Here is a 25347-nt window from a genome sequence, read left to right on the forward strand (position 1 = left end):
TTCGCTCCAAAGGAGAGCACCGAGATGCGTACGTACATCGGCACACACCAGGCCGCCAGCCCGGCCGAGTTCGAGGAACTGGCGCTCGGCTTCGATGAGTTGCCCGCCGGTATCGACCGGGACCTGTTCCGCGGCCCGCTGGCCGTCGAGACCCCCCAGGAGCGGGCGGCGCGGCTGGACGTGGCCCGCGCGGTCATCGCGGACCTGGCCGCCGAGGGTGAGGGCGGGGACGAGATCGCCGCGTGGGACGCGCTGTACGCGGACGCGCTGACCCGCACGGTGCCGTTCCTGCGCGCCACCCGCACCACCGGCCGTTCCGCGGGGACGGGGGCAGCGGCATGAGCTCCCTGACCATGAATGACCTGGCCGCACCGCTTGGGCTGCTGCGGCTGCTGGCCGCGGACTTCGCTGGCCTGCCGGCCATGAACGTGGACGTGTCCACGATCTTCCCCAACACGCTGGAGCTCATCAGCCACGACGACTTCGGCGCGTTCGAGGCCTGGCGCTCGGCACTGGACATCGAGGCGGACTCGGTGTCGTACGCGGAGCAGAGCGGTGGGCGGACCAGGGTGCTGAAGGCCGAGACCAACCACACCGGCGTCCGTCTGTGCCTGATCGCCTACACCCACAGCCACCAGCACACCGAGGGCGAGGTGGCGGCATGAGCCAGACCCTGATGGCCCTGGCCGCCGCGTTGCCGGTGGCGGCTGGATGGTCCCTGCACTCCCTGATGCTGCGCCGCCGGATCGAGGCGGCCCGCCGCGACCCGCTGTCGGGACTGTGGACGCGCGAGCCGTTCGAGGAGCGCGCGCGCCGAAGCCTGGAGTCCGGACATCGGGCGGTCGTAGTCATCGACCTGGACGGCTTCAAGCAAGTCAACGACACCTACGGCCACGCGGTCGGTGACGCGGTGATCGCAACGGCGGGCCAGCGCCTGAACCGGTGGAGCCTGAACAACGGCGGAGTCGCTGCCCGGCTCGGGGGCGACGAGTTCGCAGCCATCGTCAGCGTCTACAGCCTGGCGGACCTCCACTGGACCATGGACCAGCTGGCTGAAGAGCTGTGCGCACCGGTGGAGTTCGAAGACCACGTGTTGTGGGTGGGGTTCTCCGCCGGGGTCGTCCGCACCCAGCGGGGCAGCCGCGCGGCGGAGCTGTCGCGGTTGATGCGGTGCGCGGATGAGGTCATGTACGGAGCCAAGCAGACCGGCGGCGGCTGGATGGCCGCCCCCGACGATGCTGCCCCCGCCTACCGGACGGTCAACGGTCGCCGGGATGGCCGCCGCGGAACTTCGAAGGAGGCGGCGTGATGACCTCTCGCAGGCCACTTACCAAGGCGCAGAAGGTTGTTCTGACCGCCGCGTTCGTGCCCATGCTGGCCACTGGTATCGCCGGTGGTGTGGGGACGTACAGCAATATCAGCCGCGCTTACGGATCCGGTACGGCCGTGGGCGCGGTGTCGGCCGGTGAGGGCGCCACCGCCGTGCTCGCCCTGGTGCTGCTGGGGCTGACGATGCTGGGCCAGTCCTCGCCCTGGGTCATCCGGGTGGGGCTGTGGGCGCTGCCGGCGGCTGCTTCCGTCATGGCGGCCATGGCCGCCGACGATCCGGGCCGGACCGTCATCTACGCCGTCACTCCGATGGGCATGTGCGCCTCGGCGGAAGGCATGGCGTTCCTGGCGCGCCGCATCGTGGTCCACACCGACGGCCGCGACGCGGAGTCCGAAGTGAGGGCGGCTGCTGTGGTCCAGGCGCTGGCGTACCACCGGGCCCGGGCCGCCAACCACCCTGATGGCCGGGTGAAGAAGCGGTCGGAGCGCAAGTCGTGGAGGCTGGCGCGGAAGGTCGGTCGGGGGGATGCGTCCCTGGGCGTGCAGCTGCTGGACATCCAGCGCGAGCGTGTCACCGACGGTGCGGATGCCGCCCTTGCCGACATGTTCTCCGTCGCCGCCATGGCCCCCGTGCGGGAGCTGTGCGGGCCGGATGAGGCTGCTTCCCTCCCCGCCCCGCACGCCCCCGCACACCCCGCCCTCCCCCCCGCCGACGAGGCCACCACCACCCCGGCCGACGGGGCGGGGGATGAGCCGTACGAGCTGGTCAACGACCGTGCGGACGGTGTGCGGGAGGACGAGCCTCGCACCCCGCACGCGCCCCGCACGGACCCGGTCAAGGCGGCTTACGAGGCGCAGCAGCAGGCCGAGTACGAAGAGGCCGAGCGTGAGCGGCTGCGGCTGGAGGCGCGCCGTACGTACGTCGAATCCGCGCAGGCGGGCCGGGCGCTCAGTGCCCGGGCGCTGGGTGAGGCGTACGGCATGAGCGAGTCGTGGGGACGCAAGCAGATCCTCGCCGTCCGCGATGAAGAGACCACCCGGCCCCGCCTGCGGGCGGTGGAAGACGAGACGGACACGCCGGCTGCGTAATGGCCGCCCTCCCCGTCTACCGGTGGCGACTGACTCCGGACGGGCTGGCCACCTACCGGCATGCGCGCCCGCGGCCTACAGCCAGGCCGCCGAGACCGCCGTCGAGCCAACCCGCACCTGGCTGCTCGAAACGGCCGACGACCACCAGGCCATGGCCGATGCCGCCCGCCTCGGTGACTACCACTACACGGATCTGGAGGACTGACCGTGCCTCGCACCAAGCCCACGCCCGGACAGCAGCGCAAGCACAACGCCCGCCGCCGGGCCAAGCGCCTGGCCGACCACCGCATGCGCATGGCCACCCACGCCGCCAGCCAGCTCGTGAGCTGGGAGTGGGACGGCAAGCGCCCCGTCACCCCTCAGCAGGTCGTCGCCAAGGCCACCGCCATGTACGGCAACTACCGCCAGGTCCGGGACCAGGCGATCACCCCGGCCGAGGCCCGCACCGCCCTGGACACCGTCCTCAACCGCTGACCAGCCCGCTTCCCGAACAACGGGGCCCGGACGTCTGCCGGCCAAAGCGCCGTCCGGGCCCCTTCCACCTCCCGTTTCCGGAAGGAAGCAGCAGTGAATCACGACGACGACCGCGAACTGTTCAACCGGCTTGAAGCCGACATGGCCGACGACGCCGCCCGCCAGGAGGGTGCGGAGGTGGTGGACCTGGGCAAGGCCCGCTCTGCCCGCGGGGCGGCCGACGAATCGCCCGCCCCGGAGCCGACCGGCCGACCGGCGGAGCCGGATCCGTCCGCCCGTGCGCTGGTGGACGGCCCCGACGTCAAGGGCCCCGGCTACCTGGGCAGGCTGATGGGCGCCAAGCGCCGGGCGATCGTCCCGGACTGGCTGAAGTCCACCAACGAGCTGAAGACCGCCGCCACCTGGGTCGCTGGCCACTACGGCCACATGACCGGCTACCACGTCCTGCGCACCCCGGTCTACGCCGCCCGCCTGGCCTTCCAGGCGCCGCGAGGGGCCGCGAAGTTCCTCGGTGGCACCATGCGTTGGGCCTCCGACGCGGAAGGCGACCCGGTGCGCCGCGCCATGGTCACCAAGGAGGACGCGGCCACCTACCTCAAGCTCTCCCGCCAGCGCGACGGCCGCGTCCGGCTGCGCACCCTCGTGGTCACCCTCGCCACGTTCATGGGCCTCGGGGCCGCGCTCGCGCTGTATGTGCTGGCCCCGGCCTGGCTGATGGCGGTGTCGGTGAGCGCGGTGGTACTGGCCCTGGGCTGGGCCGGGGACGCGGCCGATGCCCCGGTCATCAACCGGGCCGTGGAGCTGCCCAAGGCCCAGAAACTCACCTCTGACATCGTCCTGAGGGCGCTGGGCGCGCTCGGTATCCCGGCGATCAACCAGGCCCAGTCCAAGGGCCGCGAAGGGTTCACCTTCACCGCGCCCATCACCCGCGACGGCCCCGGCTGGCGCGCCGAAGGCGACCTGCCCTACGGCGTGACCGTCACCGACGTCATCGAGCGCCGAGACAAGCTGGCCTCGGGTCTGCGCCGGCCGCTGGGCTGCGTGTGGCCCGAGGCGGTCCCCGACGAGCACACCGGCCGCCTGGTGCTGTGGGTCGGCGATCAGGACATGTCCAAGGCCAAGAAGCCCGCCTGGCCGCTGGCCAAGTCCGGCACGGTGGACCTGTTCAAACCCGTCCCGTTCGGCACCGACCAGCGCGGACGCTGGATCAACGTCACCCTGATGTACATCGCGGGGATCATCGGCGCCATCCCCCGCATGGGCAAGACCTTCCTGCTGCGGCTGCTGCTGCTTATCGCCGCCCTTGACCCCCGGGCCGAGCTGCACACCTACGACATGAAGGGCACCGGCGACCTGGATCCCGTCGGTGACCGCGTCTCCCACCGGCACGCGGCCGGTGACGATGACGAGGCGATCGAGTACGCGATCCGCGACTTCCGCGAGCTGCGCAATGAGCTGCGGCGGCGCACCAAGATGATCCGCTCCCTGCCGCGGGACATCTGCCCGGAGTCGAAGGTGACGTCCGAGCTGGCCAGCAAGAAGGAACTCGGCCTGCACCCGATCGTGGTCGGGGTGGACGAGTGCCAGGTCCTGTTCGAGCACCCCAAGTACAAGGACGAGTTCGAGGAGATCGCCACCGACCTGGTCAAGCGCGGCCCCGCCACCGGGATCGTGCTGCTGCTGGCCACCCAGCGCCCCGACGCCAAGGCGCTGCCCACCGGCATCTCCGCGAACGCCTCGGCCCGCTGGTGCCTGAAGGTCATGGGCCAGCTGGAGAACGACATGGTGCTGGGCACCTCCGCCTACAAGCGGGGCGTGCGGGCCACGATGTTCTCCTGGGGCGACAAGGGCATTCACTACTTCGTCGGCGAAGGAGCCGATGCCCGGATCGTCGGCTCCGTCTACGTCGATGGCGTCGGTGCGGACTCCATCGCCTTGCGGGCCCGCAAGGCCCGCGAGGACGCCGGCCTGCTCTCCGGCCACGCGCTGGGCGAGGAGCCGGAGGCCGACGCCGCAGCCTCGTACGACCTGCTGCGGGATCTGCTGGGCGTGGTGCCAGTCGAGGAGGCCAAGGTCTGGAACGAGACCGTGGTTGCCCGGCTGGCGGAACTGCGGCCGGAGGTCTACGGCGAGTGGGCCGCCGAACAGCTGACCGCCGCGCTCAAGCCCTACGGCATCACCACCGTCCAGATCGGGCGCCGCATCAAGGACAAGGTCGTCAACCGGCGCGGCATCGAACGCGCCCACCTCACCGCCGCAGTAGCGGAGCGTGATGGAAACCGGGACGCCGGATGAGCCCGCGGGGCCGCTATCGCTAGCAGTGACCCTCGCTAACGTTAGCGACCCCGCTAGCGCCCCACACCACATCTGATCAGGCTGCTAGCGGATAGCGGCCCACCTGCGGAAACCCTCGGAAACCGCCCTGGAGGCCGTTCATGATCCCCATCAGCTTCGCTATCGCCTGCCTGGCGATAGTCACGCTCTGTTATGTCGCTCTGTGTGCTGTCTCGCCGTTCGGCGACTGCCGCAAGTGCCGCGGCTTCGGCTACGCGCTCAAGAAAGACCGCCGCGGACGGCTCCGCCCCGGCAAGACCTGCCGCCGCTGCCACGGCGACCGCAAGCGCATCCGCGTCGGCCGCCACCTGTTCAACGTCGCCGCCCGCCTCCACCGCGACGGCACCCGCTGACCCCCACCCCACCACCTCACGCCAAGGAGCCCTTCGTGGCCATCACCGTCTCCCTCGTCGTCCTGTTCGGCCTCGTCATGTTCTTCCTGCTGCGCTCCAAGACCCTCGGCTGGGGCTCCGCCTTCGTCGCCGTGATGTTCGGCTTCTTCCTCGCCTCCACCGGCGCCTCCGACCCGATCAACCAGCTCACCCACGCCGTCATCGACGCCGCCAGCAAGCTGTAGGAGCCCGCCATGAACGAGCCCACCGCGCCCCGCCGCCCACCCGGGCATCATCAGGCGGCCGTCACGGTCCACCACCCGGCACCGATCACACCCGCACCCATCGCGCCGCTCGTCCCCGTCCAGCCGGACAACGTCCCCACCGTGGCGAGTGTGGTCCTGCCGGACGGCCGGGTCGTGACCGGCTACGCCATCGAGGCCGCCAAGCCCGAACCGGTCGCGGCCAAGCCGGCCGTCTCCCGGGCAGCGGTGAACATCGCCCTCGGGGGCATCGGATTCGGTGCCGTCTGCGGCGGGCTGTTCCTGCTGACCACGTTCATCGCCGCGCTCGCCGCGCTCATCCACCAGCTCATCGTGCTCGCCGCCGTCATCTTCGGCGGCTGGATCGCCGTGCAGATCTTCAGCGCCACCGGCCACCGCGCTGGCGGGACCACGGTCCACATCCGCAAGGCCGTCATCAAGCGCAACCACTTCCACCACTGACCAGGAGAAACCAGATGGATATCGATCCCGACGAGATCGTGACCGTGGAACTCGACACCTACGACTGGGAGCGCAGCTACTCCCGTCTGCTCACCCGCCGCCAGCTCGGCGAACTCCTCCTCCACTTCGACGACATGGCCGACGAGACCGAAGCCGCCTACGAGTGCAACCGCGCCCAGCCTGTGGCGTCGTCCCTGGGCCACGGTGGCGCCATCGAGGAGTGAATACGCCCGGGGCGGTCGACCTCTCGCCAAAGACCGCGACCGCCCCGGCCGGGCCGCCTGCCTTCCGGCAGGAGCCCGGTTCTCCGTCCCTTCGCAGAAACAGGAGACCCCGCATGAGCCCTCCCACCACGCTGCGGCTCGGCTCGCTGTGCACCGGGTACGGCGGCTTGGACATGGCCGTACAGGACGTGTTCGGCGGCTCCCTGGCCTGGGTCGCGGATAACGATCCCGGCGCCAGCCGCATCCTGGCCCACCACTATCCGCAGGTGCCCAACCTGGGCGACATCAGCGCCACCGACTGGACCCAGGTGCCGCCGGTCGATGTCGTCCTTGGGGGCTACCCCTGCCAGCCGTTCAGCACCGCCGGCCGCCGGAAGGGAACCGCCGATGCCCGCCACATCTGGCCCCACATCGCCCATGCCCTTCGCGTTCTACGACCCCGAATCGCGATCTTTGAGAACGTCGCAAATCACCTTCGAGTCGGATTCCCCGACGTCCTCGCCGACCTTGCCGCCATCGGGTTCGATGCGGAATGGAGCGTTGTACAAGCGGACGAAATCGGCGCCCCTCACCAGCGCCGCCGGCTCATCGTCCTCGCCATTGCTGCCGACACCCCGCACCTCGGATACGAACGGGGCCGGAGCACACGGCGACGGGGGGCCGGACCTGCGGACGGTCGTCTCGTTGCTCCCCACCCCGAACGCAACGTTCCCCGGAACCACGGCGAACTACCGACCGGACGGGACACCGTACGGAACGGGGTACGGGATGACGCTGCTCGACGCGGCCCGCTTGCTCCTCCCGACGCCGACAGCGGCCGACGCGGAACGGACCAGTCCGACCTACACCCGAGGCAACCCGACGCTCAGTGGGGCCGTTTCACACCCGCCATCACCCGGTGGGAAACGATCCTCGGACGCCCGGCACCTCGGGCAACTGACGATCGAGGACGCCTGAACCCGCCGTTCGTCGAGTGGATGATGGGCCTTCGCTCCGGACACGTCACCGACGTCCCCGGCCTGTCGCGTACCGCACAGCTCAAGGCACTCGGCAACGGCGTGGTGCCGCAACAGGCGGCCCACGCCCTCCGCAGCCTGCTCCGCCCCACAGGAACCGAAAAGCACATCACCACCGCCGCGTAAACACGCCCGGGGCGGTCGCCTCTCGCCAAAGACCGCGACCGCCCCGGCCGGGCCACCCGCCTTACAGCCGGAGCCCGGTTCTCCGTCCCTTCGCAGAAACAGGAGACCTCCAGCATGACACCTGACAGCAAGACCCCGCGGCCCCGCGTCGCAAATCGCCCGCCCGTGGAGCACCTGCGCACCGCTCTGGCCCTGGCCGCGGCCGGTGTCCCGGTGCTGCCGCTGCGGGCCGGAAAGGTGCCCTTCGGCAACTGCCATGACTGCGCCGCCGGCGCGTGCGGCGGCCGGCCGCACATGAAGCACGCCGGGCCCTGCCGCTGCCTCGGTGTCTGCCACGCCTGGGCCGCCGCCACCACCGACCCGGCCGTCATCGCCTCGCCCGCATGGGCCACTGCGTGGCGGCAGGCGGTGTGCGTCGGCTACCACCCCGGCGGCGCCGGACTGACCGTCGTGGACCTGGACAACGCGGAAGCCATGGCATGGGCCCGTACAGCTCTTCCTGCCACGCGGACCGTGCCGACGACGCGAGGTGAGCACTGGATCTACCGAGGCACCATGGGCTCGTCCAACGCGGTGCGTCCCGGCGTCGACATCAAGTCGGCCATGTCCTACGCCCGGTGGCTCGGTCCCGGCACCGGCACCATGACCGCCCTGCCAGACGCCGTCCGCACGCTGGCCGTGAAGGAACCCTCCCCGGTCTGCCCGGCGCCGCATGCCGTCGCCGTGCCCACTCCGGGCGGGGGCGGGGAGTGCCGCCACCGCACGCCCGCCTACCTGGACCGGGGCATCAACATGGCCGAACAACGCATCACCGAAGCCCGCAGCGCGGTCCACACGACCGTGTACCGGACCTTCCTCGCCGTGCTGTCCACCCACGGCCGGTGCGGCTGCCTCACCGACGCCCACGTCACGCGGCTGTTCACCGCCGCGCAGGCCAAGGGCGAATCTCCCCGGCACTGCACCGACGCCTGGACCAACGCCCGCACCAGGTTGGGACTGTGACCATGGCTGACGACGAGAAGAACCCGGCCCGCGAGGTCATCACCGACTACGCGCAGGCGCACTTCCGGTACTTCCGCACTGCCGACGGGACCGTGTACGCGCAGAGGAACGGCCACCCCGTGGCCCGCCCGATCCGCTCGCAGGGCACAACGGGCAGCCACCGCCAGGAACTCATGGTCGGCCTGTTCAAGGACGGGCGCGGCGTATTCAACGGGACCGCGCTCAAGGAGGCGTTGGACTTGATCGAAGCACTCGCGCTGACCGAGGACGTGCAGGCTGTCCACATCCGCGTTGCCCCCGGATTCGACGGGGCGACGTGGCTGGACCTGGGCCGCAGCGACGGGCAGTCCGTCCGCATCCACCCCACCGGGTGGGACATCGCTATCCCCGACCCGCGCGAGGTGTGCTGGCGGCGCACCCAGCTCACCGGGGAACTGCCCCTGCCGGCCAAGGACACCAACGGCAAAGGCATCGATCTCCTGCTGCGGCTGTGCAACTTCGCCAGCGCGGAAACCGAGTGCCTGGCCATCGCGTGGCTGATCGGCTGCCTCGGTCCGTCCGTGCCCGTCCCGGCCCCCTTCCTCACCGGGCCGCAGGGCGCCGGAAAGTCCACCGGGGGCCGCATGCTCGTGCGGATCATCGAGGGCATGAGCGGTGACCTGCGCCGGGCTCCGAAGGATGAGGAGAATCTGATCGCGGCGGTGGCTGCCGGTTGGGTCACCGCCCTGGACAACCTCTCCCACATGACCCCTGACCTGTCCGACGCCATGTGCTGCATCGTCACCGGCGCCGAGAACGTCAAGCGCGCCCTGTTCACCGACGGGGACGTCTTCCGCGCTCGCTACCGCCGCCCCCTGCTCCTGACCGGCATCGACGTCGGAGTCATCCGGCCCGACCTCGCCGAACGGCTCCTGCCGCTGCGGCTGGAGAGGCCCAGTGTCCGGCGCACCGAAGCTGAACTGTGGGCGGAGTACGCGGAGGTCCTGCCCGTGGTCCTCGGGTCCTTGCTCGATCTCACGGTCAAGGTCCGCGCCGCCGAGGCGGAGACCCCGACCGACCTGCGCATGGCGGACTTCGCGCACCTGTGCGCGCAGCTCGACGCGGCAACCGGCCTCGGGGCACTCACCGCCTACCGGGCCAGCCTGGACGATCTCAACGACGACGTGATCGAGGGCGACTTGCTCGCGCAGACCGTCCTCAGGCACGCCGACACCATTGAGCCGGGCGCGGCGCAGCGGATGACCTCCACCGAGTGGCTGCACTGCCTCAGTCGCCTCTACGCCGACGACGAACTGCGTCCCCTGCCCAAGGGCTGGCCGACCACGGGCAAAGTCCTCTCCGACCGGCTCAAGCGTCTCCAGCCGACGCTTGCCGCTCGCGGCGTCCTCATCGACTCGGGCCGCACCAGCGAGGGCCGCTACCTCGAAATGACCCGCCGGCAGGCCCCGCCACCGCACGATCCGAAGCGGATGTTCTGACCCGCGATCCGCACGACCGGCCGGACAAGCAAGAAGAGCACCACCTTCCACCACCGGCACGGCGTGCTCTTCTTGCTGTTCGGCGCAACGCGCTGCCCCATAAGACGCGCCGCGCAGCGGCTCCTTCTTCACGCTTTAAGGCGCACCGCACCACAACAGACACCCCCTCTTTTGTCCTAAGAGGGAAGACGCTGCGTCATCTGCGTCATGCAGGCAGAAGAACGGCCCCTGACCTGCGGCTACAGCCATGACGCAGACGGCGGGCTCTGCGTCATCCTGCGTCATCTGCGTCACCCGATGACGCAGCCCATGACGCGCCGATGACGCACCCCCGAACCGCTGCGTCACACAAAGCCGCAGGTCAAAAGCCCGAATGACGCTGATGACGCAATGACGCAGAAATCCGCACCTCGGACACACGCGGAATCCGAGAACCCCCCGAAGTCAACGTGACTCAACCTCCGAGGACCCCATGAGCCGAACCCGTTTCGCTCAATCCGACCCCGGCGCCACCCTCCGAGACGGCCTCCCGGACCGCTACCTCACCCCCGAAGACCTGGTGACGCTCTTCGGCCTGGAGAGCGTCGAAACCGTCTACACCTGGCGTAAGAAGCGCACCGGCCCGCCCGGATTCCGCGTCGGCAAGCACATCCGCTACGACCCCGCCGACGTCCGCGCCTGGGTCACCCAGCAGACCGCGGCCGAAGCCGAAGCCGCCTGACAACGCCGCGCCAACCGACCACCACCCACCCGCAGGGCGGGGCCACCGGCCCCGCCCTGCGGCATTCCCAGGAAGGGTCAACACGCCTCATGGCCGGCCACATCCAAGACCGCTGGTACAAGACCGAGACGACACCCAATGGCAAGACCACGCGCGTCAAGTCCGACCGCTACGGCACCGGCATGCGCTACCGCGCCCGCTACATCGGCCCCGACGGCACCGAGAAGTCCAAGAGCTTCCCCGACGGCAAGAAGCGTCTTGCCGAGAAGTGGTTGACGAAGATCGAGGCCGACATGGACAGCGGCCGGTACGTTGACCCGAAGGCTGGCCAGACTACGTTCCGGCAGTACGCCGAAAAGTGGCTCCAGTCCCAGACAACAGATCCGACGACCCGTGAGCCGGTAGCCGTCCAGATTCGCCGCCATGCGATCCCGTACCTGGGTTCGCGCCCTCTCGGCTCCTTCAAGCCTGAGCACATCCGGGAATGGCTCGGTGAGTTGGAGCGGGCGCTGCCTGCTTCGTCCTACCGCCGGGTCATCTTCGCCAGCGTGTCAGCTGTGTTCACTGCGGCCGTGGACGACGAATACTTGCATCGGAACCCGTGTCAGGCCAGTAGCGTACGAGCGCCAGCACCGAACGGCGCGCGAGTAGTGCCCTGGACCAGGCAGCGTACGTTCGCTGTGCGCGCTGCGCTGCCCCAGGAGTACCAAGCGATGGTGGACCTGGGGGCAGGGTGCGGTCTTCGGCAGGGGGAAATCTTCGGCCTCTGTACGGACGCAATCAGCTTCGACACCGGATGGCTGCACGTCGCTCTCCAGGTGAAAGTCTCGAACGGAAAGCTCGTGTTCGCGCGGCCGAAGCGCGACAAAGAGCGTGATGTCCCTCTGCCAGACCGCGTTGCCCACACCCTGAAGCACCACATGGAGGCGCATCCGCCAGTCTCCGTGACGTTGCCATGGCTGCGTCCGGACGGTCCGCTGCTGACCAAACGGCTGCTCTTCACGCGGGCGAACGGCGAGGGGGCGGTGCGGCGGACGGACTTCAACACACGGGTCTGGAAGCCCGCCCTCGTAAAGGCCGGCGTCCTGCCCGAACCAGAACCCGGCAAGCGCCACGCGTCGGCGCGTGAGGACGGCATGCACGCGCTCAGGCACTTCTACGCATCGGTACTCCTGGACGCGGGCGAGAACATCAAAGCGCTGAGCACGTACCTGGGGCACACAGACCCCGGCTTCACGCTTCGCGTTTACACACACCTCCTACCGAGCAGCGACGGACGGACCCGAGACGCCATAGACACGACCTGGGAGTGAGCAGGCCTCACAACACAGTGCGACGCCAGTGCTTCACTCTCCGCGGGGCACTGGCAGCCGCCCATCTAGGTACCTATCCGTTGCATTCAGAAAATCTCTGCGCAACTGACGAGTGGGCTCAATCTGATCATTCAAGAGTCGCTGCAAAACAGGCAGGAAACCGGTACCAAAGGTGAAGAGCAGCGATGTGGCATCCCGCTCGCTGAAGGCATCACATTCCTGCACCTTGCTCACTGCATCGGCTGCCTCCATCGGCACGTCGGAATATATCGCGACCACCACACCACCCAAACCCTGCAAAAGAAGGGAAATAGATTCGCCGACACCACTATCCACCGAGCTGACACTCTGCACCATAGGAGCGCATATCGCATCAGATAACTGCGTTAGCTCCACAGATGGGTCTGTCTGGCCTATCCTCCTTCGCTCGGCCGCCAGCCTCTGAAGCGCCTCGTGGGCTCGAATAACGCAAGCAGCTTGCTCGCTATCAGCACCTTGCAGGAGTACATCACGACGAGCTTCAGCCAGCAAATAATCAAATTTCCCCTGCGCGGAAATAAATGGCCCCACAATGGCAGCACCAACAAGTCGTCCATTCACGCTGGAGGAAAATTTCTTCGCGATATCGTAAATTTCGGACGGCCCCTCAAGCTCCACTTCTTTTAGCTTCCTACCGGCATCCGGTAGGAATTCCTCAAGAATCACAGAAGGCTCCACTTGACCACGAAGCAGCCGATCTACCGAATCATTCAATCTGTCAGCAGATCGCATAAAGGCCAGCCACGCAGGGCGGCGGGAGTCGTCACGCCACTGCTTTCGGTTTCCGTCGATCTGTACGTGCGCAGCAGTCAGTGTTGCGACGGCCTGACGTCGCCCAACCACGTACGCCACCACTGCAGCCGGAGCTCCTACTCCAGCACCTATCAGTGCCGAAATTACCTCAGCTTGCACAATGCCCCCTCAAAGACAACACGCGACGCAACGACCGCCGCACGCCCCACTCACACAGGAAGGCGTACGAGCGACCACGTCTCATCATCACCGCCAACTGACGCGGGCCGCTGCTGCCTCGGCACTTCGCGTGAGTACAGCCCTCCGGCACTTCCGGGCCGCTTGCCGCGTATGGCATCCGCGGCTCCCAAGAGCAAGCGAGGCGGGGAAGACGGCCCACAGACGGCCCAGAGTCTGGGAAACCAACAGGGTCGACAGTCTGGACTGTCGACCCCAACGTCTTGGACGGACGGAGCAGCTGCTCTGACCTGCGTCTAAAGCACCGGCAGCATCTTGCGCAGCTCGAAGGCGGTGACCTCGGAGCGGTACTCCTCCCACTCCTGCTTCTTGTTGCGCAGGAAGAAGTCGAAGACATGCTCGCCGAGGGTCTCGGCGACCAGTTCGCTGCGCTCCATGAGCTCGATGGCCTCGCCGAGGTTCTGCGGCAGCGGTTCGATGCCCATCGCCCGGCGCTCGGAGTCGGACAGCGCCCAGACGTCGTCATCGGCGCCGGCCGGCAGCTCGTAGCCCTCCTCGATGCCCTTGAGGCCGGCGGCGAGCAGCACCGCGTAGCACAGATAGGGGTTGGCGCCGGAGTCGATGGAGCGGACCTCGACCCGGGTCGAGCCCATCTTGCCGGGCTTGTACATGGGCACGCGGATCAGCGCGGAGCGGTTGTTGTGGCCCCAGCAGATGTAGGAGGGGGCCTCGCCGCCGGCGCCCGCGGTGCGGTTGGCGCCGCCCCAGATGCGCTTATAGGAGTTGACCCACTGGTTGGTGACGGCGGAGATCTCCCCGGCGTGCCGCAGCAGACCGGCGATGAACGAGCGGCCGACCTTGGAGAGTTGGTACTCCGAGCCGGACTCGTGGAAGGCGTTGCGGTCGCCCTCGAACAGCGAGAGGTGGGTGTGCATGCCGGAGCCCGGGTACTCCGAGAACGGCTTGGGCATGAAGGTGGCCTGCACGCCCTGCTCCAGCGCGACCTGCTTCATGACCAGCCGGAACGTCATGATGTTGTCGGCGGTCGAGAGCGCGTCGGCGTAGCGCAGATCGATCTCCTGCTGGCCGGGTGCGCCCTCGTGGTGGCTGAACTCCACCGAGATGCCCATCGACTCCAGCATCGTGATCGCCTGCCGGCGGAAGTCCATGCCGACGTTCTGCGGGGTGTGGTCGAAGTAGCCGGAGGAGTCACCGGGGGTCGGCCGCTGGCCGTCCACGGGCTTGTCCTTGAGCAGGAAGAACTCGATCTCGGGGTGGGTGTAGAAGGTGAACCCGAGGTCGGAGGTCTTGGCCAGGATGCGCTTGAGGACATAGCGCGGGTCGGCGTAGGAGGGGGAGCCGTCCGGCATCAGGATGTCGCAGAACATCCGGGCGGTGCCGGGGGCCTCGGCGCGCCAGGGCAGGATCTGGAAGGTGCCGGGGTCGGGCTTGGCGATCATGTCGGATTCGTACACCCGTGCGAATCCTTCGATGGCCGAGCCGTCGAAGCCGATGCCCTCGTCGAAGGCCTGCTCCAGCTCCGCGGGGGCCACCGCCACGGACTTGAGGAACCCGAGCACGTCGGTGAACCACAGCCGTACGAAGCGGATGTCGCGCTCCTCGAGCGTACGGAGCACAAACTCCTGCTGCTTGTCCATGGGTCACCAATCCTTGCAGGTCAATCGGCCCGTCCAGCCACGTGGAACAACGTGCTGTGGCACCAGTATCACGTGAGGGGGTTACCGTCACATTACGCACCCTTGGCCTGAACCAGAACCACCGTCCCGTAACCCTCACCTCGCATCCTTCCCGCAGCGCACCGGCTCAGCGCGGCCGGCGGCGGCAATCGGGGGGCTTGGTCCACTCTTGGCCGCCCGCCGAGGACTCATTGACCCGGAATTGAGGGGTCCGTTCCCCGGCCGGGCACGGGGAAGCGCAGCCCGTCCGGCACGGCCCGCCCCCGGCGGAAGCGGGCCGTCGTCACGGAGAGCCGGGTGATCGGGTGGACCCGGGCGGCGGTACGGAACGCCGGGCACGCCTGCGGCGCGGAAGAGCCAAGAATGGGCGCGTGGCGGCAAGTTCGGCGGTGGTACCGAGGCGGAGGACCGTGCACGGCGGGGCCGGGCGGGCCCGGGCCGTCGGCGGCCGCCGGTGCACTCCTTCGGCGGACCACTACTGGAGGCCCATACCCCTAGGGGGTAGCCTGCGGGAATTCCGGCCGCCCCGGCGTCCGCCGGTTCGTCGTTCTGTCGAGAGGTCCGCGATGCGCGAAATGGGCAAGGCCGTCGCCGGGCCGTGGCCCATATCCGTGCCGCCGCGCCATGAACTCCCCGACCGCCCGCCGGTGCCGCGCGTGTAGGAGCGCGCCCTGCCGCCGCCGCCCGCCGGAGTCCGCGGCAGTGCCCCCGCCGCCCGTACCCACATCACCCAGCGACACCGTCACGAGGTGCTTCTCTATGCGTACGCACTCCCGCCGCGCCCTGCTCGGCGCGGGTATCGCCGTTGTCGGCAGCGGTCTGCTGGCCGCCCGTGCCGCCGGCGAATTCAGCTCCGGCCCGCACCTGGGCACCGATGGCAGGGACCACGCCCACGGGCCACAGCGCCCCACCCCGTCCGACTACGTCGCGCCGGACGGCCCGGAGGTCGCCGAGGCCGAGCGCAAGCGGAGCCCGGGCCCGGTGCGCGAGTTCACCATGACCGCCACCCCGGCCCGCATCGACCTGGGCGGCCACACCGTCGACACCTGGGCGTACGGCGAGGCACTGCCCGGCAAGGAAATCCGGGTCACGACGGGCGACACGCTCGCCATGACCCTCGTCAACCATCTGCCGCAGTCCACCTCCGTGCACTGGCACGGACTGGCGCTGCGCAACGACATGGACGGGGTCCCCACCCTCACCCAGCGGCCCGTCATGCCCGGCGCCTCCTTCCCCTACCGGTTCGCGGTCACCCACCCCGGCACCTACTGGCTGCACCCGCACTCCCGCGTCCAGCAGGACCGCGGGCTGTACGCACCACTGATCGTCGAGGACCCCAAGGAGCCGCTCTCCTACGACAAGGAATGGGTCGTCGTGCTGGACGACTGGGTCGACGGGGTGGACGGCAGCACCCCGGACAGCGTGCTCGCCGAACTGAACCGGGGCTCGGGCGGCAAGCCGGGCCACGGGGGCATGCACATGGACGAGGGCGAGACCGGCGCCGAGCACGGCGCGCCCGCCGCGGGCTCCGAGCCCGGCGGCGGCCCGTCGCGGATGCTGACCGGCTCCTACAGCAAGCTGCTGGGCGGCGACGCGGGCGATGTGGACTACCCGTACCACCTCATCAATGGCCGGCTCGCCAAGGACGCGGAGACCTTCCGCGCCAAGCCCGGCGACCGCATCCGGATCCGCTTCCTCAACGCGGGCGCCGACACCGCCTACCGTGTCGCGCTCGGCGGCCACGCCATGACCGTGACGCACGCCGACGGCTTCCCCGTCGAGCACGCCGAGACCGAGGCGCTGCTGCTCGGCATGGGCGAGCGCTTTGACGTCCTGGTCACCGCCAAGGACGGCGTCTTTCCGCTGACCGCGCTCGCCGAGGGCAAGAAGCACACGGCCCGGGCCGTGCTGCGCACCGGCAGCGGCGAGGCACCCGGGGAGTCCACCCGGCCCGAGGAGCTGGACGGCCGGCTGCTGTCCGCGTACCGGCTCCGGGCGGCCGAGAGCGCGCGGGCGGTGTCCCGCCGCCCCGACCGCACCGTCGAGCTGAAGCTCACCGGCTCCATGGCGAAGTTCGACTGGGCGATCAACGGGCGGCAGTACTCACCGTCCCACCGGGACCCGATCCGGGCCGGTGAGCGGGTGCGGCTCGCCATCCGCAACCACACCCGGATGTGGCACCCCGTACACATCCACGGGCACCACTTCGCGCTGCCGAACGGCGGGCCCCGCAAGGACAGCGCGATCGTGCTGCCGGGACGCAGCCTCGATGTCGACTTCGACGCCGACAACCCCGGGCTGTGGATGGTCCATTGCCACAACGTCTATCACTCGGAGTCGGGGATGATGACGGTGCTCGGCTACCTCAGGGATTAGGCGCCGGCCGAGGGGGCGAGCCGGCGCCGCCGGTCACCCGTCCGCGACGCCGCCGGTACCGCTCCACCCCCATTGCGTCAGAAAGACGATTAGACTGGCGGGGTGCCTCAACTTCGTCTCGCCCTCAATCAGATCGATTCCTGTGTCGGCGACCTCGACCAGAACGCCGGGACGATCCTGCGCTGGACCCGGCACGCCGCCGGCCAGGGCGCCCACCTCGTCGCGTTCCCCGAGATGGCGCTGACCGGCTACCCCGTCGAGGACCTCGCGCTGCGCCGCTCCTTCGTCGAGGCGAGCCGCGCCGCGCTGCGGACGCTGGCCGCCCGGCTGGACGGGCAGGGGCTGGGTGAGCTGCCGGTGATCGTCGGCTATCTCGACCACGGTACGCAGGCCACCCCGCGCTACGGCCGTCCCGCGGGCGCCCCGCAGAACGCCGCCGCCGTGCTGTACCGCGGCGAGGTCGCGCTGTCCTTCGCCAAGCACCACCTGCCCAACTACGGCGTCTTCGACGAGTTCCGCTACTTCGTCCCCGGCGACACGCTGCCCGTCGTACGGGTGCACGGGGTGGATGTCGCGCTGGCCATCTGCGAGGACCTGTGGCAGGACGGCGGGCGGGTGCCGGCGGCGCGCAGCGCGGGCGCCGGGCTGCTGGTGTCGGTCAACGCCTCGCCGTACGAGCGGGACAAGGACGACACCCGGCTGGAGCTGGTCCGCCGGCGGGCCCGGGAGGCCGGCTGCACCACCGCCTATCTGGCGATGATCGGCGGGCAGGACGAGCTGGTCTTCGACGGCGACTCGATCGTGGTCGACAAGGACGGCGGGGTGATCGCGCGGGCGCCGCAGTTCGCGGAGGGCTGTGTGCTGGTCGATCTGGACCTGCCGGCCGCGGCCCCCGAGCCCCCCTCGGGGGTCCTGGACGACGGGCTGCGCGTCACCCATGTCACCCTCTCCCCCGACCCGCTGCCGCCCTACCCTCCCGAGACCCCCGGCGGCCGGGCCGAGCGCCTCACCGACCTGGAGGAGATCTACACCGCGCTGGTCGTCGGCCTGCGGGCCTATGTCGCCAAGAACGGCTTCCGCAGTGTGGTGCTCGGGCTCTCCGGCGGGATCGACTCCGCGCTGGTCGCCGCCCTGGCCTGTGACGCGCTGGGGGCGGGGCAGGTGCATGCGGTGGCGATGCCGTCCCGCTATTCATCGGAACACTCCCTCACCGACGCCGCCGAACTCGCCCGCCGTACGGGCCTGTCCTTCCGTACGGTGCCGATCGGCCCGATGTTCGACGCCTACATGGCCGCGCTGCCGCTGACCGGCCTGGCCGAGGAGAATCTCCAGTCGCGCCTCCGGGGCACCACCCTGATGGCCATCTCCAACCAGGAGGGCCACCTGGTCCTCGCCCCCGGCAACAAGTCCGAGCTGGCCTGCGGCTATTCGACCCTCTACGGCGACTCGGTGGGCGGTTACGGCCCCATCAAGGACGTCTACAAATCCGTCGTCTACCAGCTGGCCCGCTGGCGCAACCAGGCCGCCGCCGACCGCGGCCAGACCCCGCCGATCCCGGAGAACACCCTCAGCAAGCCCCCGAGCGCCGAACTCCGCCCCGGCCAGGTCGACACCGACTCACTCCCCGACTACGCCGTCCTGGACCGCATCCTGGAGCTCTATGTCGACCGCGACCACGGCCGGGAGGAGATCGTCGCCCAGGGCTTCGACGCCGAGCTGGTGACGCGGGTGCTGCGGATGGTCGACCACGCCGAGTACAAGCGCCGCCAGTACCCGCCCGGCCCCAAGATCTCCGCGAAGGGCTTCGGCAAGGACCGCCGACTGCCGATCACCAACCACTGGCGGGAAGGGGCCTGAGGAGGCGTCAGGGGCGCGGGCCCTGAGGGCGAGTCAGGGGCGCGGGTGAGGGGGGCGTTGGGGTGAGTGGCTGACCGTCCGCCCCCGGCGGGGCGCCCGTGCGCGGTCAGCCGATGCGGTCCCCGGCCGGTACCGGCGCGCCGGTGGTCTGCTCCGCCTCCGTCTCGCCGCCGCGGGCCACGATCCGGGACGGGTCCCGGTCGCCGCGGTCCAGGAGACCGGCCACGAGGGCGACGGCCAGGCCGAGAGCCGCCAGCACCGCGCCGACCAGCGTCGGGGAGGTCCAGCCCCAGCCGGCCGCCAGGGCCAGGCCGCCGACCCAGGCGCCGCCGGCGTTGGCGAGGTTGAAGGCGGACTGGTTGGAGGCGGCGGCCAGGGTCGGGGCCTGCTGGGCCTTGTTCATGACCAGCATCTGGAGCGGGGTGGTGGTCAGGAAGCCGACGGCACCGATGACGACGACCGTGGCCAGTGCCGCCCATTTCACCTGGGCGGTGAAGTGGAAGGCGGTCAGGACGAGGGCCAGGGCGGCCAGCGAGCCGTACAGGGTCGGGCGCAGGGCCCGGTCGGTGAGCGGGCCCGCGGCCAGCGCGCCGAGGGTCATCCCGATGCCGAAGAGGGCGAGGACCAGCGGGACCGAGCCCTCCGCGAAGCCGGTGACCTCGGTCATCATCGACGCGAGGTAGCTGTAGACGGCGAAGATCCCGGCGAAGCCGAAGACGGTGGTGAGCAGGCCGAGCAGCACCTGGCGGTCACCCAGCGCCCGCAGCTCGCGGCCCAGGCCGGTGCGCTCGTCGGCCGGCAGCGGGGGGACCAGCCGGGCCAGGGCGGCCATCGCGACCAGACCGATGGCGGCCACGATGAGGAAGGTGGCGCGCCAGCCGAACTGCTGGCCCAGGAGCGTCGCGGCGGGCACCCCGACGATGTTGGCGATGGTCAGCCCGAGGAACATCGTGGCGACCGCGCGGGCCTGGCGACCCTCCCGCACCAGCCGGGCGGCGACCACCGCACCCACGCCGAAGAACGCACCGTGCGGCAGACCGGCCAGCAGCCGCCCGGCGACCAGCAGCCCGAAGGTGGGGGCCAGGGCGGAGGCGAGGTTGCCGACCGTGAAGACCGCCATCAGGCAGACCAGCATCCGCTTGCGCGGGATACGGGAGCCGAGGGCGGTCAGGAGCGGGGCGCCGATGACGACGCCGAGGGCATAGGCGGAGACGAGGTAGCCGGCGGTGGGCACCGAGGTGCCCAGATCGTCCGCGACGTTGGGCAGCAGGCCCATCATCACGAACTCCGTGGTGCCGATACCGAAGGCCGAGATCGCGAGCGCGAGCAGAGCCAAGGGCATGAAAGACCTTTCGGGGTGTTGCGTGCGACGGGCACGCGGACAGCGGACCGTAAGCAATAAGTTCTCTTACGGAACAAAGTCTCTCAGGCTCAGTATTCCGCCCGGAGAACGGGGCATGACGAGCCCGTTTCCGATCTCCGTCGGCCGCGCGCCCCGCCGTCCGTCAGATCTTCACCGAGGCCGCGACCGGAAGGTGGTCACTGCCGGTCGAGGGCAGCACCCAGGCCTTGACCGGGTCCATCCCCTTCATCATGATCTGGTCGATCCGGGCCATCGGGAACGCCGCCGGCCAGCTGAAGCCGAAGCCGTCACCCGCGGCGCCCTGGGCGGAGCGCATCTGGGAGGTGACCGGGGCCAGCGAGCGGTCGTTCATGGTGCCGTTGAGATCGCCGAGCAGCACGGCCTTCTTCACCGGGTCGGCGGCGATCGCCTCGCCCAGTGCCGCGACGCTGGCGTCGCGCCGGTTGGCGGTGAAGCCCTTCGCGGCGTTGACCCGTACCGACGGCAGATGGGCGACGTACACCGCGACCTGCTGGCCGTCGGCGGCGGTGACGGTGGCCCGCAGCGCGCGGGTCCACCCCATCTTGGTGTCCACCGGCCGGGTGTCGGTCAGCGGACGCTTGCTCCACAGACCGACCGTGCCCTCGATCGTGTGGTACGGATACGCCTTCGCCAGCCCCTGACGGTAGGTCGACAGGGCATTGCCGGAGAGCTCCTCCAGGGCCACCACATCGGCGCCGGACGCCACGAGGTCCTTGGCGGTGCCCGCCGGATCGGGGTTGGCGGCATTGACGTTGTGGGTGAGGACGGTGAGGTTGCCGCCCTCACCGGCCTTGTCGGTGACCTGGCCCCCGAAGAGGTTGACCCACACGAAGGCCGGCAGCACCAGGGCGACCAGCGCGCTCGCCGAGCGGCGCAGCACCGCGGCGATGAGCAGCAGCGGGATGCCCAGCCCCACCCACGGCAGGAAGGTCTCCAGCAGACTGCCCCAGTTTCCCGGGGTGTTGGGGACCTCCGCGTGCAGAATCATCAGCAGCCCGAGCAGGATGGCGAGCACCGCGAGCACGAGGCCGCGCCGCCAGGTGCCCTCGGGGCGCCACCAGTTCCGCAGGCGTTCGGCCCGGGAACCGGCCTGCCCGGGGGTGTGCCCCTGTCCCGGCTCCGTCATATATGCCTGCGCCATGTCGCTGTCCTCACTACCTTGCGTCGCTGCGCCACACCTGGATCTCCGACCCTAGGCGATGGTCCGTAATGGGCTTTCTTAGAAGTGAGGACGGCCCGGTGACGGGTCCGGGTTCCGGCCTCGGGGGTTGTCACATCGGCTGTGACAGAACGGGCATGATCCGGTCATACGGCGGAGCTCCGGGCGGCCTTTGCCAACGGGCCCGCGCCTGTTCACCCGTGGTTTCCCGCCCGTCCGACGGGAGCTGACGGTGCGTTCAACCCGGCACGGGCGCCAGGGCGTTCAGCCCGCGGTGTCCGCCGTCGGCCGTACGCCCTCCAGGACCGTGTCGACGATATCCGCCGAAAGGCCCTCGGGCAGTTCCTTCCACTCATGGAGGAGGGCGCGGGACAGCATCGGACCGACGAACAGATCGGCGAGCACCTCCAGATCGCGGTCGGCGCGGATCTCGCCGCTCGCCACCCCGCGCCGCAGCACCCCGAGCAGCGCCTCGCGGCGGGCCCGTACCACCGTGTCGTGATATTCCGCCCACAGCTCCGGCTGCGTCTGCACATGGCTGACGAGGGTGCGCAGCAGCGCGGAGCCGCGCTTGGCGAGTCCGCGGCGGCGCAGGAACTCCAGCAGGGCGACCAGATCGTCGCGCACCGAGTCCCCGCCCGGCGGCGGGCCGGGGACGTCCAGGGACCGCATGACGTCGAGCAGCAGAGCGCTCTTGCCGGACCAGCGGCGGTAGACCGTGGCCTTGCCCACGCCCGCCGCTCGGGCGATGCCCTCCATGGTCAACTCGCCTATGGAGGCCCCGTCCTCGATCAGACGCAGTACGGCCTCGATGATGGCGGAGTCGGCGGCGGCGCTGCGCGGCCGGCCGCGGCCCGCGGGGGCCGCCGGGCCCGGCCGCCCCCCGGCTGCCGCGCCCTTGGGGTGCTCCGCCGCCCGGCTCATCTCTCCGCGCCCGCCTTCCGCTCTTCCAGGGGCTCCGCCGCCTGCGGCGCCGGCCCCATTTTGCCCGGCAGGAACAGCACGCTCACCAGCGCCCCGACCAGCGCGACGGCGGCCGAACCGAGCGCGGTGACATGCATGGCGTGGATGAAGGCATCGTCGGCCGCGGCGGCCAGCGGCCGGCCGGCCGGGCCCATCCGGTCCGCGAGACCGAGGGTGGCCTCGATGGATTCGCCGGCCGCGTGCCGGGCGGCGGCCGGCAGTCCCGGCACCGCGTCGAGGGTGTCCTCGATGCCGTCGCGGTAGCTCGTCGACAGCAGCGAGCCGAGGACCGCGACGCCCAGGGTGCCGCCGACCTGCCGGAAGACATTGTTGAGCGCCGAGGCGGAACCGGCCTTCTCCCGTGGCAGCGACTGCATGACCGCGACGGTGGCCGGCGGCATGATGTGCGCCATCCCGGCGCCCTGGAGGAAGAGCAGCGCCTCCATGATCCAGATCGGGGTCTCCTCGTTCAGCAGCAGCAGGCCCAGCATGGTGTCGGCCACCACGAACATGCTGAAGGTGCACACCGCGCGGGCGCCGTAGCGGTCCACGGCCAGCCGGGCCCGCGGCGCGAAAAGCAGCTGGGCGGCGGCCAGCGGCAGGAACAGCAGCCCGGCCTGGAGCGGGCTGAAGCCGCGCACGCTCTGGATGTAGAAGACGGCGAAGAACGAGACCCCCATCAGCGCGAAGAAGACCAGCGCGATGGCGGCGATGGCGGCCGAGAAGGCCGGCGTGCGGAAGTAGCTGATGTCGATGGACGGATGGCCGCTGTGCTTCTGGTGCAGCACGAAGACGGTCAGCACCCCCAGGCCGCCGACGACCGTGCCGACCACCTCCGGGTCGGAGAAGTCGGCGAGCTGACCGCCCTTGATGATGCCGTAGACCAGCAGGACCAGCCCGACGACGGACAGCAGCACCCCGAACGGGTCCATCCGGCCGGGGTGCGGGTCCCTGGAGTCGGGCACCAGGACCACCATCGCGACCAGCGAGAGCAGCACGATCGGCGCGTTGATCATGAAGACCGAGCCCCACCAGAAGTGGTCCAGCAGCAGCCCGCCGGCGATCGGGCCGACCGCGATGGCGATGCCCACCCCGCCGGCCCAGATACCGATCGCCCGGGGCTGCTCGTCCCGCTCGAAGACGTTCATCAGGATGGCGAGGGTGGCGGGCATGACGAAGGCGCCGCCCAGGCCCATCACGGCCCGGAAGGTGATCAGCTCGGCGGGCGAGCCGGAGACCCCGGCCAGCACCGACCCGGCACCGAAGACGGCCAGCCCGAAGAGCAGGATCTTCTTACGGCCGACACGGTCGCCGAGCAGACCCGCGGTGAACAGCAGACCGGCGAAGACCAGGGTGTAGGAGTTGATCGCCCACTCCAGCTCGCTCTGCGTGGCGCCGAGACCGGCGGGGGCCGGGGTGGCGATCGTCTTCATGGCGACGTTGAGGATCGAGTTGTCCAGCACCACGATCAGCAGGCTGAGCATGAGGGTGGACAGGATCGCCCAGCGGCGGCGGTGGATGCGGTCCGGGACCTGGCGGGCCGGGGGTGCGTCCGGGGCGGGGGGTGAGGTGGCCATGCCGGGCACCCTACGGCTTCCGATACGGGACCGTTCCGTATTGGAAACAGACGCGGGCGCGTCCCCTCCTCCGGGTGAACGGACCGGCTTGCGCCCGCTCCCTTTTCCTTTGTGCGCGGGCCGTGCCAGCATGGAGGGGAGTCCGGGGACACCGTCAGGGTGCCTCGAGATGATGAACAGGAGCCGTCACCATGACGCAGCTTTCGCCTGCCCAGAAGCCGGTCGACAAGTCGCTCTACGGAGGCACCGGATCGCGCCGGGTCACTGTCCGCGATATCGCCGCCGCCAAGGAGCGCGGCGAGAAGTGGCCGATGCTCACCGCCTACGACGCGATGACCGCCTCCGTCTTCGACGAGGCCGGGATTCCCGTCCTGCTCGTCGGCGACTCGATGGGCAACTGCCACCTCGGCTACGAATCCACCGTGCCGGTCACCATGGACGAGATCACCCTGCTGTCCGCGGCGGTCGTCCGGGGCACCAAGCGCGCACTCGTCGTCGGCGACCTGCCGTTCGGCTCGTACCAGGAAGGCCCGGTGCAGGCGCTGCGCAGCGCCACCCGGCTGGTGAAGGAAGCCGGGGTGGGCGCCGTCAAGCTGGAGGGCGGTGAGCGCTCCGCCGAGCAGGTGGAGCTGCTGGTCTCCTCCGGCATTCCGGTGATGGCGCATGTCGGCCTCACCCCGCAGTCGGTCAACGCCTTCGGCGGCTACCCCGTCCAGGGCCGCGGCGAGGAGGCGGCCCAGCAGCTGCTGCGGGACGCCAAAGCGGTGCAGGACGCCGGTGCGTTCGCGGTCGTCCTGGAGGCCGTACCCGCCGAGCTGGCCGCCGAGGTCACCCGTTCGCTCTACATCCCGACCGTCGGCATCGGCGCCGGCCTGGACTGCGACGCGCAGGTCCTGGTGTGGACCGACATGGCCGGCATGACCGCCGGCCGGGTACCGAAGTTCGTCAAGCAGTACCTCGACATGCGCGCGCTGCTCGGCGGCGCGGCCAAGGCGTTCGCGGAGGAGGTCGTGGCCGGCGACTTCCCGGCGGAATCCCACACGTTTCACTGAGCGGCCCCACGTTTTCGGCTTTCCCGCCGTGGTGGTTTCTCGCCGTTGCGCCTGCGGCGGGCGGGGTGGTTTGTGGGTGCGGTGACGTGCCGGAGGGGGCGGGCCACTCGTAGCCGGTTCACTACGACCGACGAGGCGCACCGGACCACC

25 protein-coding genes are annotated in these 25347 nt (G+C 70.0%); 19 read left to right on the top strand and 6 right to left on the bottom strand.

Annotated features, from left to right (window positions below):
- The first annotated feature begins 24 nt into the window (after nt 1-24).
- The 16 genes from TU31_RS13545 to TU31_RS13620 all read left to right on the top strand — a co-directional run bounded on the left by TU31_RS13545 (nt 25) and on the right by TU31_RS13620 (nt 12163).
- On the top strand, nt 25-342 hold the full coding sequence (locus TU31_RS13545) for a hypothetical protein (protein ID WP_042154078.1): 318 nt from the start codon (nt 25-27) through the stop codon (nt 340-342).
- Nucleotides 339-665, top strand: coding sequence for a hypothetical protein (locus TU31_RS13550; RefSeq protein ID WP_042154080.1), 327 nt, complete (start codon nt 339-341; stop codon nt 663-665). Before TU31_RS13545 ends, TU31_RS13550 begins: the two co-directional genes overlap by 4 nt.
- Nucleotides 662-1309, top strand: a complete 648-nt coding sequence (locus TU31_RS13555) for a GGDEF domain-containing protein (RefSeq protein WP_042154083.1) — start codon at nt 662-664, stop codon at nt 1307-1309. Before TU31_RS13550 ends, TU31_RS13555 begins: the two co-directional genes overlap by 4 nt.
- The gene (locus TU31_RS39705; protein WP_245698534.1) at nt 1309-2418 is read left to right on the top strand and encodes a conjugal transfer protein; all 1110 of its coding nucleotides are present in this window, start codon (nt 1309-1311) and stop codon (nt 2416-2418) included. The genes TU31_RS13555 and TU31_RS39705 overlap by 1 nt, the downstream gene beginning before the upstream one ends.
- Nucleotides 2419-2440: 22 nt before the next feature.
- Nucleotides 2441-2623: a hypothetical protein gene (locus TU31_RS13565; RefSeq protein WP_042154084.1), complete on the top strand. Its 183-nt coding sequence runs from the start codon at nt 2441-2443 to the stop codon at nt 2621-2623.
- Between the two features lie 2 nt (nt 2624-2625).
- Complete coding sequence (locus tag TU31_RS13570; RefSeq protein ID WP_042154087.1) at nt 2626-2892, top strand: hypothetical protein; 267 nt, start codon at nt 2626-2628, stop codon at nt 2890-2892.
- A 93-nt stretch (nt 2893-2985) separates the two neighbouring features.
- On the top strand, nt 2986-5187 hold the full coding sequence (locus TU31_RS13575) for a cell division protein FtsK (protein ID WP_042154089.1): 2202 nt from the start codon (nt 2986-2988) through the stop codon (nt 5185-5187).
- A gap of 140 nt (nt 5188-5327) precedes the next feature.
- Nucleotides 5328-5579 carry a hypothetical protein gene (locus TU31_RS13580; RefSeq protein ID WP_042154091.1) on the top strand — a complete coding sequence of 84 codons (252 nt, stop codon included), beginning with the start codon at nt 5328-5330 and terminating at the stop codon, nt 5577-5579.
- A gap of 35 nt (nt 5580-5614) precedes the next feature.
- Nucleotides 5615-5803, top strand: a complete 189-nt coding sequence (locus TU31_RS13585; protein WP_042154093.1) for a hypothetical protein — start codon at nt 5615-5617, stop codon at nt 5801-5803.
- Nucleotides 5804-5812: 9 nt separating this feature from the next.
- On the top strand, nt 5813-6283 hold the full coding sequence (locus tag TU31_RS13590) for a hypothetical protein (protein WP_042154095.1): 471 nt from the start codon (nt 5813-5815) through the stop codon (nt 6281-6283).
- 14 nt (nt 6284-6297) lie between these two features.
- On the top strand, nt 6298-6507 hold the full coding sequence (locus TU31_RS13595) for a hypothetical protein (RefSeq protein ID WP_042154097.1): 210 nt from the start codon (nt 6298-6300) through the stop codon (nt 6505-6507).
- A 113-nt stretch (nt 6508-6620) separates the two neighbouring features.
- Nucleotides 6621-7649: a DNA cytosine methyltransferase gene (locus tag TU31_RS36840; RefSeq protein WP_078885770.1), complete on the top strand. Its 1029-nt coding sequence runs from the start codon at nt 6621-6623 to the stop codon at nt 7647-7649.
- A gap of 114 nt (nt 7650-7763) precedes the next feature.
- Nucleotides 7764-8651, top strand: coding sequence for a bifunctional DNA primase/polymerase (locus TU31_RS13605; RefSeq protein WP_078885771.1), 888 nt, complete (start codon nt 7764-7766; stop codon nt 8649-8651).
- Nucleotides 8652-8653: 2 nt separating this feature from the next.
- Nucleotides 8654-10129, top strand: a complete 1476-nt coding sequence (locus TU31_RS13610; RefSeq protein ID WP_042154101.1) for an AICE element replication initiation protein — start codon at nt 8654-8656, stop codon at nt 10127-10129.
- A gap of 472 nt (nt 10130-10601) precedes the next feature.
- Nucleotides 10602-10850, top strand: a complete 249-nt coding sequence (locus tag TU31_RS13615; RefSeq protein WP_042154102.1) for a helix-turn-helix transcriptional regulator — start codon at nt 10602-10604, stop codon at nt 10848-10850.
- Nucleotides 10851-10939: 89 nt separating this feature from the next.
- Nucleotides 10940-12163 carry a site-specific integrase gene (locus tag TU31_RS13620; protein WP_042154104.1) on the top strand — a complete coding sequence of 408 codons (1224 nt, stop codon included), beginning with the start codon at nt 10940-10942 and terminating at the stop codon, nt 12161-12163.
- Between the two features lie 33 nt (nt 12164-12196).
- On the opposite strand, the gene TU31_RS38580 is transcribed toward TU31_RS13620, so the two are convergent.
- Both TU31_RS38580 and glnA2 read right to left on the bottom strand, forming a co-directional pair.
- Nucleotides 12197-13057, bottom strand: coding sequence for a hypothetical protein (locus TU31_RS38580; protein ID WP_158894452.1), 861 nt, complete (start codon nt 13055-13057; stop codon nt 12197-12199).
- 371 nt (nt 13058-13428) lie between these two features.
- Nucleotides 13429-14790 carry a gamma-glutamylpolyamine synthetase GlnA2 gene (glnA2, locus tag TU31_RS13625; RefSeq protein WP_042154106.1) on the bottom strand — a complete coding sequence of 454 codons (1362 nt, stop codon included), beginning with the start codon at nt 14788-14790 and terminating at the stop codon, nt 13429-13431.
- Between the two features lie 798 nt (nt 14791-15588).
- On the opposite strand from glnA2, the gene TU31_RS13630 reads away from it, so the two are divergent.
- Both TU31_RS13630 and TU31_RS13635 read left to right on the top strand, forming a co-directional pair.
- Nucleotides 15589-17205: a multicopper oxidase family protein gene (locus tag TU31_RS13630; protein WP_042154108.1), complete on the top strand. Its 1617-nt coding sequence runs from the start codon at nt 15589-15591 to the stop codon at nt 17203-17205.
- 102 nt (nt 17206-17307) lie between these two features.
- Nucleotides 17308-19062: an NAD+ synthase gene (locus tag TU31_RS13635; RefSeq protein ID WP_042154110.1), complete on the top strand. Its 1755-nt coding sequence runs from the start codon at nt 17308-17310 to the stop codon at nt 19060-19062.
- 106 nt (nt 19063-19168) lie between these two features.
- Here the strand turns inward: TU31_RS13635 and TU31_RS13640 are convergent, their stop codons facing one another.
- The 4 genes from TU31_RS13640 to TU31_RS13655 all read right to left on the bottom strand — a co-directional run bounded on the left by TU31_RS13640 (nt 19169) and on the right by TU31_RS13655 (nt 24145).
- Nucleotides 19169-20404 (bottom strand): MFS transporter, encoded by a 1236-nt coding sequence (locus tag TU31_RS13640; RefSeq protein WP_042154112.1) that lies wholly within the window; start codon nt 20402-20404, stop codon nt 19169-19171.
- Between the two features lie 163 nt (nt 20405-20567).
- Nucleotides 20568-21572, bottom strand: coding sequence for an endonuclease/exonuclease/phosphatase family protein (locus tag TU31_RS13645; protein ID WP_063770798.1), 1005 nt, complete (start codon nt 21570-21572; stop codon nt 20568-20570).
- 297 nt (nt 21573-21869) lie between these two features.
- Nucleotides 21870-22529 carry a TetR/AcrR family transcriptional regulator gene (locus tag TU31_RS13650; RefSeq protein WP_042154116.1) on the bottom strand — a complete coding sequence of 220 codons (660 nt, stop codon included), beginning with the start codon at nt 22527-22529 and terminating at the stop codon, nt 21870-21872.
- On the bottom strand, nt 22526-24145 hold the full coding sequence (locus TU31_RS13655; RefSeq protein WP_042154118.1) for an MFS transporter: 1620 nt from the start codon (nt 24143-24145) through the stop codon (nt 22526-22528). The genes TU31_RS13650 and TU31_RS13655 overlap by 4 nt, the downstream gene beginning before the upstream one ends.
- 191 nt (nt 24146-24336) lie before the next feature.
- Between TU31_RS13655 and panB the strand changes: the two genes are divergently transcribed.
- Entirely contained in the window at nt 24337-25197 is an 861-nt protein-coding gene (gene panB, locus TU31_RS13660) for a 3-methyl-2-oxobutanoate hydroxymethyltransferase (RefSeq protein ID WP_042154120.1), read from the top strand.
- Nucleotides 25198-25347: the final 150 nt, after the last annotated feature.

Origin of the sequence: Streptomyces lydicamycinicus (genome assembly GCF_000829715.2) — a bacterium.
Lineage (GTDB): Bacteria > Actinomycetota > Actinomycetes > Streptomycetales > Streptomycetaceae > Streptomyces > Streptomyces lydicamycinicus.

Coding starts and splice junctions, on each gene's coding strand:
- TU31_RS13550 (WP_042154080.1), top strand. CDS start 339: ATGAGCTCCCTGACCATGAATGACCTGGCCGCACCGCTTGGGCTGCTG.
- TU31_RS13580 (WP_042154091.1), top strand. CDS start 5,328: ATGATCCCCATCAGCTTCGCTATCGCCTGCCTGGCGATAGTCACGCTC.
- TU31_RS13620 (WP_042154104.1), top strand. CDS start 10,940: ATGGCCGGCCACATCCAAGACCGCTGGTACAAGACCGAGACGACACCC.
- TU31_RS13630 (WP_042154108.1), top strand. CDS start 15,589: ATGCGTACGCACTCCCGCCGCGCCCTGCTCGGCGCGGGTATCGCCGTT.
- TU31_RS13595 (WP_042154097.1), top strand. CDS start 6,298: ATGGATATCGATCCCGACGAGATCGTGACCGTGGAACTCGACACCTAC.
- TU31_RS13650 (WP_042154116.1), bottom strand. CDS start 22,529: ATGAGCCGGGCGGCGGAGCACCCCAAGGGCGCGGCAGCCGGGGGGCGG.
- glnA2 (WP_042154106.1), bottom strand. CDS start 14,790: ATGGACAAGCAGCAGGAGTTTGTGCTCCGTACGCTCGAGGAGCGCGAC.
- TU31_RS36840 (WP_078885770.1), top strand. CDS start 6,621: ATGAGCCCTCCCACCACGCTGCGGCTCGGCTCGCTGTGCACCGGGTAC.
- panB (WP_042154120.1), top strand. CDS start 24,337: ATGACGCAGCTTTCGCCTGCCCAGAAGCCGGTCGACAAGTCGCTCTAC.
- TU31_RS13615 (WP_042154102.1), top strand. CDS start 10,602: ATGAGCCGAACCCGTTTCGCTCAATCCGACCCCGGCGCCACCCTCCGA.
- TU31_RS13610 (WP_042154101.1), top strand. CDS start 8,654: ATGGCTGACGACGAGAAGAACCCGGCCCGCGAGGTCATCACCGACTAC.
- TU31_RS13655 (WP_042154118.1), bottom strand. CDS start 24,145: ATGGCCACCTCACCCCCCGCCCCGGACGCACCCCCGGCCCGCCAGGTC.
- TU31_RS13640 (WP_042154112.1), bottom strand. CDS start 20,404: ATGCCCTTGGCTCTGCTCGCGCTCGCGATCTCGGCCTTCGGTATCGGC.
- TU31_RS13555 (WP_042154083.1), top strand. CDS start 662: ATGAGCCAGACCCTGATGGCCCTGGCCGCCGCGTTGCCGGTGGCGGCT.
- TU31_RS13605 (WP_078885771.1), top strand. CDS start 7,764: ATGACACCTGACAGCAAGACCCCGCGGCCCCGCGTCGCAAATCGCCCG.
- TU31_RS13590 (WP_042154095.1), top strand. CDS start 5,813: ATGAACGAGCCCACCGCGCCCCGCCGCCCACCCGGGCATCATCAGGCG.
- TU31_RS13545 (WP_042154078.1), top strand. CDS start 25: ATGCGTACGTACATCGGCACACACCAGGCCGCCAGCCCGGCCGAGTTC.
- TU31_RS13645 (WP_063770798.1), bottom strand. CDS start 21,572: ATGACGGAGCCGGGACAGGGGCACACCCCCGGGCAGGCCGGTTCCCGG.
- TU31_RS39705 (WP_245698534.1), top strand. CDS start 1,309: ATGACCTCTCGCAGGCCACTTACCAAGGCGCAGAAGGTTGTTCTGACC.